Origin of the sequence: Streptomyces sp. SID486 (genome assembly GCF_009865385.1) — a bacterium.
GTDB lineage: Bacteria > Actinomycetota > Actinomycetes > Streptomycetales > Streptomycetaceae > Streptomyces.
In genome coordinates this window covers 1-10,343 of record NZ_WWJT01000221.1, presented here as the reverse complement: position 1 = coordinate 10,343, position 10,343 = coordinate 1, and the positions used below count along the sequence as shown (strand labels likewise).

Here is a 10,343-nt window from a genome sequence, read left to right as displayed (position 1 = left end):
GAGGGCCGGCACGAGCAGCTGTGGCGGGCGCTCGGTGCCGAGCCGATGGTCCACGAGGGTGTGGCCGGCACCCGCTTCACCGTGTGGGCGCCGAACGCCCGCGGGGTGCGGGTGGCCGGGGACTTCACGTACTGGGACGGCACCCAGTACCCGATGCGCTCGCTCGGCGCGTCCGGGGTGTGGGAACTGTTCCTGCCCGGGATCGGCGAGGGCACCCGGTACAAGTTCGAGATCACGTCCCGGCACGGCCACCGGTTTTTGAAGGCCGACCCGATGGCCCGGTGCGCGGAGGTACCGCCGGACACCGCGTCGGTGGTGACGTCCTCACGCTACGAGTGGGGCGACGGCGAGTGGATGGCGCACCGCGGTGACACCCCCGTGCACCAGGCGCCGTTCTCCGTGTACGAGGTGCACCTGCCGTCCTGGCGGCCCGGCCTGTCGTACCGCCGGCTGGCGGACGAACTCCCGGCCTACGCCAAGGAGATGGGCTTCACGCACATCGAGCTGATGCCGGTCGCCGGGCACCCCTTCAGCGGCTCGTGGGGGTACCAGGTCACGTCGTACTACGCGCCCACGCCCCGGCTCGGCTCCCCCGACGACCTGCGGTACTTCGTGGACGCCTGCCACCGGGCGGGCCTCGGCGTGATCATGGACTGGGTGCCGGCGCACTTCCCGAAGGACGACTGGGCGCTGGCCCGGTTCGACGGGGACCCGCTGTACGAGCCCGGGAACGCGTCGCGGGCGGAGCACCCGGACTGGGGGACGTACGAGTTCGACTACGGCCGCACCGAAGTGCGCAACTTCCTCGTCGCCAACGCGGTGTACTGGTGCGAGGAGTTCCACATCGACGGGCTGCGCGTGGACGCCGTGGCCTCCATGCTCTACCTGGACTACTCGCGGGACTCCGGCCAGTGGGAGCCGAACGTGTTCGGCGGCCGGGAGAACCTCGACGCGGTCGCCTTCCTGCAGGAGATGAACGCCACCGTGTACCGGCGCTGCCCGGGCGTGGTGACCATCGCCGAGGAGTCCACCGCCTGGGACGGCGTGACCCGGCCGACGGACAGCGGCGGCCTCGGGTTCGGCCTGAAGTGGAACATGGGCTGGATGCACGACTCGCTGGAGTACATCCAGAAGGAGCCGGTGCACCGCAAGTACCACCACGACGAGATGACGTTCTCGATGGTGTACGCCTACAGCGAGAACTACGTCCTGCCCATCTCCCACGACGAGGTGGTGCACGGCAAGCAGGCGCTGGTGTCCAAGATGCCCGGCGACTGGTGGCAGCGGCGCGCCAACCACCGTGCCTACCTGGGTTTCATGTGGGCCCACCCCGGCAAGCAGCTGTTGTTCATGGGGCAGGAGTTCGCCCAGGGGGCGGAGTGGTCCGAGGCGCACGGGCCGGAGTGGTGGCTGCTCGGCGACGACTACCACTCCGCCGGTGACCACCGGGGCGTCCAGGGACTGGTCCGGGACCTGAACGCCGTGTACCGGGCGACGCCGGCGCTGTGGCAGCGGGACACCGACCCCGGCGGCTTCCGGTGGGTGCTGTGCGACGCGGCCGACGACAACGTCCTGGCGTTCCTGCGGTTCGCCGTCGACGGCAGTCCGCTGCTGGCGGTGTCGAACTTCTCCCCCGTCGTCCGGCCGGACTACCGCCTGTGGGTCCCGGACGACGTCCCCGCCTGGCGCGAGGCGCTGAACACCGACGACGTCCGCTACGGCGGCAGCGGGGTCGGCACCGCGGGACCGGTCAAGCCCGAGGACGGGTTCCTCAGGCTGACGCTGCCGCCGCTCGCCACCGTCTGGCTGACCCCGGAGGGCTGAAAGCCCGCAGGTGTCGGAGGCGGTCCGAGGGGCAGTCGAGGTCGTACAGACCGTCGGCTGCCCCTCGGGCCTGTGGTGAGGCTCCCTCGGCGCCCGCGAGCGGACGACGGGGCTTTCCCGGCAGCCCCAGCGGCACGGACAGAAGGGCGGCACCAGGTGCGCACCGTCGGAGTGGAGGAGGAGCTCCTCCTGGTCGATCCGGACAGCGGCGATCCGAAGGCGCTCGCGTCGGCCGTCCTCGCCCGGGCTGCCCAGGACGATCCGGGCCAGGACGTCTTCGAGAAGGAGCTGTTCGGCCAGATGCTGGAGTTCGCCACGCATCCGCAGTCGGACATGGCGGACCTCGGTGACGAGATCGTGCGCTGCCGCAAGGAGGCGGCCCGGCACGCCGGGCAGATCGGTTGCACCGTCGCCGCGCTGGCCACCTCTCCCCTGCCGGTCAGTCCGTCCCTCAGCGTGAACGAGCGGTACCGCTGGCTGGCCGAGCGGTACGGGGTGCCCACCTGGGAGCAGCTGGTGTGCGGCTGCCATGTGCATGTGTCGGTGGAGTCCGAGGAGGAGGGCGTCGCGGTCCTCGACCGGGTCCGTCCGTGGCTGTCGGTGCTGCGGGCGGTCAGCGCGAACTCCCCGTTCTGGCAGGGCCGGGACACCGGGTACGCCAGCTACCGCAGCCGGGTGTGGAACCGGTGGCCGTCGGCCGGGGCCACCGAGCTGTTCGGGTCCGCCGAGCGCTACCACCGGCAGGTGGCCGACATGGTGGCCACGGGGGTCATCCTCGACGAGGGGATGGTCTACTTCGACGCGCGGCTGTCGGCCAACTACCCGACCGTGGAGTTCCGGGTGGCCGACGTGTGCCTGTGCGCGGACACCGCGGTACTGATCGCGACGCTCTGCCGTGCCCTGGTGGAGACGGCCGCGCGCGACTGGCGGGCGGGCCGGCCGGCGGCCGACCCCGGCGTGAGCCTGCTCCGGCTGGCCGACTGGCAGGCCGCCCGGTTCGGCCTGGAGGAGGAGCTGCTGGACCCGGTCACCCTGCGGCCCCGGCCCGCCGCGCAGGTGCTGGAGTCCCTGCTGGAGCATGCCGGTGACGCGCTCGCCGGTACCGGCGACGCGGACCGCGCGGCGCGGGGCGTCGAGGAGCTGCTGCACCGGGGCAACGGCGCACGGGAGCAGCGCGGGCTGCTGGAGCGCACCGGCAGCCTGCGCGACGTCGTCACCGAGTGCGTACGGCGTACGCAGGGGTGAGCGTCCCGCCCGGCGGGACTCAGAGGATCAGGATCAGGGCGTAGACCAGGAAGAATGCCGCGATCAGCGCCACCAGGAGCAGGATCACCGTCAGCGGGGCCTTGGCCCAGCCTCTGCGCCGGGCGTCCGGCTGGCGGGGCCCGGCCTCGGGCAGGCTGCTCTCGGCGGGCGGAGTCTCACCGGGCGGAACTCCCCCACCTGGCTCCAGTCCGGTCGTACGCTCGGGTTCCGGATCGGGGTTCACATGACTCATGTCTGCCGAGTCCCCAGGACACGCCCGGATCATCAGCCGATCACGAGTTCCCCGATCCCGTCACCGAACGCGCTTGCCTGGGCTACATTCGAGCACCGCCGACACCGAGCCGGTCGGCGGAGTGACCCTCCGTACACCAGGAGCAGCGCATGCGCGACGTCGCCCTCGCTCCGGCATCCGTCCCCCCGCTGACCGGCGGCCTCGCCGACAGCGTGTTCGCGAGGGCGGACCGCGATCCGACGCTGCCGGTGCTGGCGCACCGGGCCCGCTCCGGCGCGGCCGGCTGGGAGGAGGTGACGGCGGCCCGGCTGCGGGACGAGGTGGTCGGTCTGGCCAAGGGCCTGATCGCCGCCGGGATCTCGCCCGGCCACCGGGTGGCCGTGATGTCGCGGACCCGCTACGAGTGGACCGTGCTGGCCCACGCGCTGTGGGCCGTGGGCGCCGAGCTCGTGCCGGTCCATCCGGCGTCCTCCCGGGACCAGGTGGAGTGGATCCTGCGGGACGCGGGCTGTGTGGCCGTCGCCGCGGAGGACGAGCAGGGCGTGATGACCGTCGGCACGGTGTGCGCCCGGCTGCCGCGGCTGCGGCACGTCTGGCAGCTGGACGCGGGCGCCCTGCCCGGTCTGATCGAGCGGGGCACGGTGGTCCCGTACACCACGGTGGAGTCGTTGCGCCGGATCGTGCTGCCGGACTCCACCGCCGCCGTCGTCTACACCTCCGGCACCTCGGGCCGTCCGCTGGGCTGTGCCCTCAGCCACCGGGGCCTGGCCTACCCGTGCGACACCCTGCTGGCGGGCTGGGCGCACACCGCGGCGCCCCCGGGCGAGCAGCCGTCCGTGCTGGCCTTCCTGCCGTTCTCCCACGTCTACGGCATGATGATCATGCTGACGTGTGTGCGCGGCGGAGTGCTGATGGCGCACGAGCCGGAGGTGACGGAAGCGGCGGTGGCGTCGGCCCTGAGCACCTTCCGGCCGACGTACCTGTACGGCGTCCCGTCGGTGTTCGAGCGGCTGTACAAGACCTTCCTGCGCACCGCGCAGCAGGCGGGCCGCGGTGCCCTGTTCGAGCGGGCCGCGCGGACCGCGCGGGACTTCGCCGCGGCCGAGGAGCGCCGGCGGCTGGGCACCGGGCCCGGGCCGGGGCTCGAACTGAGGCTCCAGCACGCCCTGTACGAGCGGACGGTGTACCGCGGGCTCCGGGCCGCGCTGGGCGGCCGGGTGGTGCGGGGCACCTCGGGCGGTTCGGCGCTCGGCCGCGAACTGGCCATGTTCTACGAGGGCATGGGCGTCTTCGTGCACGACGGCTACGGGCTCACCGAGGCCGCCGGCGGGATCACCATGCAGCCGTTCGGCCGGGAGAAGTCCGGGACCGTGGGCATGCCGCTGCCGGGCACCCGGGTCCAGGTGGCCGACGACGGGGAGATCCTCGTGCGCGGGCCGTCGGTGTTCCAGGGCTACGTCGGCGACGAGACGGCGACCCGGGCGGTGCTGCGCGGCGGCTGGCTGGCCACCGGGGACATCGGCCGGCTGGACGCCGAGGGCTATCTGACGATCACCGGGCGCAAGAAGGAGGTCATCGTCACCAGCGGCGGCACGAGCGTGGCGCCGGCCCCGCTGGAGCAGCGGCTGCGTATGCATCCGCTGGTGCACCAGGCGGTGGTGATCGGCGACGACCGGCCCTGCGTCGGCGCCCTGATCACCCTGGACCCGGACTTCCTCGCGCACTGGCGGGCCGCCCTGGCCCTGCCCGGCGATCACCCGGGCCGGGAGGCCCGCGAGGAGAACGCGCTGCGTGAGGAGATCGCGCGGGCCGTCGCCAGTGCCAACAGCGCGGTGTCCCGCGCGGAGTCCATCAGGGTCTACCGTGTCCTGCAAGAACCGTTCGCGGCGGACAACGGGCTGCTCACGCCGTCCCTGAAACTGCGCCGGGCCGCCGTCGTGCGGCACTACGCGGCCGAGATCGAGGCGATGTACCAGGCGCGTTCGCGGTCGCGGCCGGTCGTGCGGGAGCCGGCCGAGTGGGACGAGGCGGACGACGTCTTCCGTTGAGCGGGTGCCCCGAGGGGCCGTCGGGCCGACGGGGGACGGATAGTCCGCGCGGCTGTGGGAACCCGCAGCGGAGCGAGAGATCAGCAACGACGACCGTTCCGGTCGGAGGGGCCGAGTCGGCCCCTGCGAGCCGGGACCGGGGAATGCGAGATGGTGACGGAGCCGCGTTGGGACGACACACAGCCTTCGGAGGAGAGCTACGAGCGGACGTTCTCCTTCCCCGGTGAGCTGCGCAACGTCACGGGTGCGCGGCTGGCGGCGGAGCAGTTCCTCTGCTCCCTCGCCCGGCACGCGCCGCCGGGGGCGCACGAGTACTGGGACGACATCCTGCTGGTCGTCACGGAGCTGGCCGCGAACGCGATCCAGTACGCGCCGGGCCCGTTCGACCTGCGGATGCGCCGCACCTTCGACGGGGTGCACGTGACCATGCGGGACACGAACCGGACGGCGCCGCAGCCGCGGCCGTTCCACCCGAGCGCGGGCGGCGGCGGTATCGGCTGGCACCTGGTGCACACGCTGTGCACCCAGGTCAGCGTCGTGGTGCGCGACGACGGCAAGGACATCCACGCGTTCCTGCCCTGGTGACGGAACTCCGACGTGTAGGTATACGCCATCCGGTTACTCCACCCACCGACGGGGGCATGGAGGCCCTCATGCGTTCGTCTGCGTGCCGCGTCCGGCTGGCGGAACGGCTGGAGCCGCGGTGGGATCGGAGCCGGAGTTGGTGCGCGGCGATCCGGGGCAGGCGAACGGCGTCGAGTCGGACCGCCTGGAGCCGCAGAAAGGGATGAACACCGTGACACGACCCAGGATCCTGGTGGTTGGAGCAGGCTTCGCAGGAGTGGACTGCGTCCGCCGCCTGGAGCGCAAGCTCGCCCCCGAGGAGGCCGACGTCACGCTGGTGACGCCGTTCGCCTACCAGCTGTACCTTCCGCTGCTGCCCCAGGTCGCCTCCGGCGTGCTCACGCCGCAGTCGATCGCCCTGTCCCTGCGCCGGAGCAAGAAGTACCGCACCCGGATCCTCCCGGGCGGCGCGATCGGCGTGGACCTGAAGTCCAAGGTGTGCGTCGTCCGCACCATCACCGACAAGATCGTCAACGAGCCCTACGACTACATCGTGCTGGCGCCGGGCAGTGTGACCCGCACCTTCGACATCCCCGGCCTGACCGACCACGCCTTCGGGATGAAGACGCTGGCCGAGGCCGCCTACATCCGCGACCACGTCATCTCCCAGCTCGACCTCGCGGACGCCAGCGACGACCCGGCCGAGCGGGCCGCGCGGCTGCAGTTCGTGGTGGTCGGCGGCGGCTACGCGGGCACCGAGACCGCTGCCTGCCTCCAGCGGCTGACGCACGCGGCCGTGCGGCGCTATCCGCGGCTCGACCCGGGCCTGATCAAGTGGCATCTGATCGACATCGCGCCCAAGCTCATGCCGGAGCTGGGCGACAAGCTCGGCCGCAGCGCGCAGGAGATCCTCCGGCGGCGCGGCATCGACGTCTCGCTGGGCGTGTCGATCGACAAGGCCGCCGCGGAGGAGGTCACCTTCACCGACGGCCGGGTGGTGCCGACGCACACCCTGATCTGGACGGCCGGTGTCGTCGCCAGCCCCCTGATCGCCACGCTCGGCGCGGAGACGGTCAAGGGGCGGCTGGCGGTCACCGCCGAGATGTGCCTGCCGGGGCACGACGGGGTGTTCGCGCTCGGTGACTCGGCGGCGGTGCCCGACCTGGCGAAGGGTCAGGAGGGCGCGGTGTGCCCGCCCACCGCGCAGCACGCCATGCGGCAGGGCAGGAAGGTCGCCGACAACGTCATCGCGGCGCTGCGGGGCCAGCCGCTGCGGCCGTACGAGCACAAGGACCTGGGACTCGTGGTGGACCTGGGCGGCAAGGACGCCGTGTCCAAGCCGCTCGGCGTCGAACTGCGCGGGCTGCCCGCGCAGGCGGTGGCCCGCGGCTACCACTGGTCGGCGCTGCGCACGAACGTCGCCAAGGCCCGGGTGATGACCAACTGGCTGCTGAACGCGGTCGCGGGTGACGACTTCGTCCGCACCGGCTTCCAGGCCCGCAAGCCCGCGCGGCTGAAGGACTTCGAGTTCACCGACTCGTACCTGACGCCGGAGCAGGTGCGGGAACAGGTCGGCGACCGGTCACTCGGCCGGCCCTGATGTGACGGACCACCGAGAGGACCGCCGGTCGCAGCCCGTCCGACCGGCGGTCCTCTCCTGTGGTCGGCACCCCTCACACGGCCCGGGCACGGGCACGCCTTCGCCCTGGTGGCCGCCGAGCGGACCGGGGGCGGGCGGGCCGCACCCGCCGTGCGATGCTGGGTCGTAGATCCATTTCCGGCACGGGAGAGAGCACGGCGGCGTGAAGACAGCGGGACGGTCGGGACGGGTACGGATGTGGGACCGGCTCGCGGCGTCGGACCCGGGACTGCTCCGGCTCACCGCGGGTCTGCGCACGGTCGCCGCCATCGCCCTGACCCTCGCCGTGCTCGCCGCCTCGCGTGTCCCGGTGCCGCAGCTGGTCGCCGGGTCGATGGCGGCGATGGTCGCCACCTTCGCCATCCGGGAGAAGCAGCGGGGCCAGCAGGCCCTCACGCTGGCGCTCGGCCTGCCGGTGGCACTGGCCTCGGTCTCGCTGGGCGCCCTGCTCAACCAGCGGGTCGTGGCCGGGGACCTGTTCTTCGTGGTCCTCATCTTCTGCGCCGTCTACGGCCGCCGGTTCGGCGACCGCGGCACGGCACTGGGGCTGATCGGCTTCCAGATCTACTTCCTCTCCCTGTTCGTGCGCGCGACGGCGTCCGGGCTGCCCGCGCTGTACGGCGTGCTCTGCGTGGCCTTCGCGTGCAGCGCCGTCGCCAGGTTCGTGCTGCTGCCGCAGACCCCGGCGGGCACCCTGGACCGGCTGCGGCGGGCCTTCCGCGCCCGGCTGGCCCAGCTGCTCGCGACCCAGGCCGAACTGCTGGACACGGGCCCCGACGGGGTCGAGAAGGTGCTGGAGGACCTGCGCACCGGTACGGCACGGCTGCACGAGACGGCGCTGATGATCCAGGGCCGGCTGGAGGACGGCACCTCCGACCCGGCCGTGGCCCGGCTGCTCCAGCGCCGTATCGCGGACGCCGAGATCGCCGCCGAACGGCTCGGGCTGCTGCTGCTCACGGCGCGCAGCGCCGAGCGGACCGACACCCTCACCCTGCACCTGCCGGGCGCCTCGCTGCCGTCGGGCGGCGCGCTGCCGGTGCGTGACGAGGCGACGGCCGCGCTCCGCCGGGACCTGACGGCGCTGCGGGTGCTGATGCTGCGGCCGGCCGGCGAGGCGTCGGGGACCGCGCTGGCCCAGGTGCGCAACCGGCTGCTCGGCTACCGCGAGGAGGAGAACCTGCCCGCGGCCGCTCCGGCCGTGCAGGACGTCTTCCGGGGGCTCGGCGAGGCCGCGCGGGCCGCGCTCGGTCTGCGGCTCGCCCTGGACGGCCCGCAGGACGACTCCGACGACTCCCCGGCCACCGCCCGCTCGCGCGAGGAGCTGGACGCGGAGGACGCGGCGATCGAGATCAGCGAGGAGAGCGAGCCGGAGGAGGCGGAGCCGGCCGGTCTGAAGCGGCCCACCACGCGGGCCGCGCTCCAGGTGGCCGTCGGCTCCTCGCTGGCCATCGTCGGCGGCGAACTGCTGTCCAGCCAGCGCTGGTACTGGGCGGTGCTGACCTGCTGGATCGTGTTCCTCAACACCGCCTCCACCGGCGAGATCCTGGTGAAGGGCTACCGGCGGCTGCTGGGCACGGTCCTCGGGGTGGTGGCCGGTATCGGGCTCGCCGGACTGGTCGGGCACCACACCTGGACGGCGTTCGCGCTGGTGCTGCTGTTCATCTTCGCGATGTTCTACACCGCGCCCCTGTCGTACACCCTGATGTCGTTCTTCGTGACGGCGATGCTGGGTCTGCTGTACACCCTGCTGAACACGTACAGCACGGCGGTGCTGGTGCTGCGGATCGAGGAGACGGCGCTCGGCGCCGCGTGCGGGGTGATCGCCGCGGCGGTGGTGCTGCCGATCCACACCGACCGCCGTACCAACGAACTGCTGGTGACGGCCCTGGACCGGCTCGCCGACGTCACCCGGGGCGCCGTGGACCAGCTCAGCGGCGGCACCGGTGGCGACCTGGTGGACCAGGCGCGCGAGCTGGACCAGGCGCTGGCCGACCTGCGGGCGGCCACCCAGCCGCTGACCCATCCGATCACGCCGCTGCGCTCACGCCGGGACACGGCCCGGTATGTGGTGGCTCTGCTGGAGACCTGCGCCTACCACGGGCGTTCCCTCGCGGCCACGGCCGAACTGCTGCCGACGCACCCGTCGATCGCGGCGGACCCGCGGCTGCGCGGGGCGTGCGGACGGATCGTGCACAACATCGAGGCGATCGCCGCGCACGTGGCGGACCCGCGGTCCGCCGTGGAGATCGAGACCGGCTCCAGCATCGCGTCGATGCTGGAGCCGGGAACCCTGCGCACCCCGCGCTACGGGCGGGTGACGGACCGGGTGCTGCGTCATCTGCAACGGCTGGACGAGGCGGTCTCGGGTCTGGCCCGCCCGCTGGGCGTCGGCGGCGGCCCCGCACAGCCGCGGAAGTGAGCGCCCGGGACCGGTCGGCCGCCCACCTCGCGCCCACCGCTCGCACCGGGCCTGTCGCCGCCCACCTCGCGCCGACCGCTCGCACCGGGTCTGTCGCCGCCCACCTCGCACCGACCGCTCGCACCGGGTCTGCTGCCACCCACCCCGGACCCGTCACTCGCCCCGGGCCGGCCGCCTGTCGCCGACCGGCCCTGCACCACCGGCCGACCGTTCACCACCGGCCGGCCTTTCACCACCGGCCGGCCGTTCACCGCTGGTCGGGGCCGGGGCGGCGGCCGCCGAGCACCTCGTCGCGGACGCGCGCGCAGCTGCGGCTGATCAGCCGGGAGACGTGCATCTGGGAGATGCCGA

General features: G+C 73.1%; 7 protein-coding genes and 1 pseudogene. 6 read left to right on the top strand and 2 right to left on the bottom strand.

Going from position 1 to position 10,343, the window contains the following annotated elements; translation table 11 throughout:
- Both glgB and GT045_RS11690 read left to right on the top strand, forming a co-directional pair.
- Window positions 1-1,824, top strand: a 1,824-nt coding sequence (glgB, locus tag GT045_RS11695; protein WP_161334108.1) for a 1,4-alpha-glucan branching enzyme, incomplete at its 5' end; no start/stop codon positions are given.
- Window positions 1,825-1,980: 156 nt separating this feature from the next.
- Window positions 1,981-3,069 (top strand): glutamate--cysteine ligase, encoded by a 1,089-nt coding sequence (locus tag GT045_RS11690; RefSeq protein WP_161294836.1) that lies wholly within the window; start codon window positions 1,981-1,983, stop codon window positions 3,067-3,069.
- A 19-nt stretch (window positions 3,070-3,088) separates the two neighbouring features.
- On the opposite strand, the gene GT045_RS11685 is transcribed toward GT045_RS11690, so the two are convergent.
- Window positions 3,089-3,322, bottom strand: a complete 234-nt coding sequence (locus GT045_RS11685) for a DUF6480 family protein (RefSeq protein WP_161334107.1) — start codon at window positions 3,320-3,322, stop codon at window positions 3,089-3,091.
- 149 nt (window positions 3,323-3,471) lie between these two features.
- On the opposite strand from GT045_RS11685, the gene GT045_RS11680 reads away from it, so the two are divergent.
- From GT045_RS11680 to GT045_RS11665, 4 genes are all read left to right on the top strand, one after another.
- Window positions 3,472-5,370: an AMP-dependent synthetase/ligase gene (locus GT045_RS11680; RefSeq protein WP_161334106.1), complete on the top strand. Its 1,899-nt coding sequence runs from the start codon at window positions 3,472-3,474 to the stop codon at window positions 5,368-5,370.
- Between the two features lie 150 nt (window positions 5,371-5,520).
- The gene (locus GT045_RS11675; protein WP_161294830.1) at window positions 5,521-5,955 is read left to right on the top strand and encodes an ATP-binding protein; all 435 of its coding nucleotides are present in this window, start codon (window positions 5,521-5,523) and stop codon (window positions 5,953-5,955) included.
- Between the two features lie 202 nt (window positions 5,956-6,157).
- Window positions 6,158-7,534: an NAD(P)/FAD-dependent oxidoreductase gene (locus tag GT045_RS11670; RefSeq protein WP_161334109.1), complete on the top strand. Its 1,377-nt coding sequence runs from the start codon at window positions 6,158-6,160 to the stop codon at window positions 7,532-7,534.
- Window positions 7,535-7,769: 235 nt separating this feature from the next.
- Window positions 7,770-9,992, top strand: a complete 2,223-nt coding sequence (locus GT045_RS11665; protein WP_161294838.1) for an FUSC family protein — start codon at window positions 7,770-7,772, stop codon at window positions 9,990-9,992.
- A gap of 247 nt (window positions 9,993-10,239) precedes the next feature.
- Here the strand turns inward: GT045_RS11665 and GT045_RS11660 are convergent.
- Window positions 10,240-10,343, bottom strand: a pseudogene (locus GT045_RS11660) (B/F/G family RNA polymerase sigma-70 factor); the annotation flags it as partial.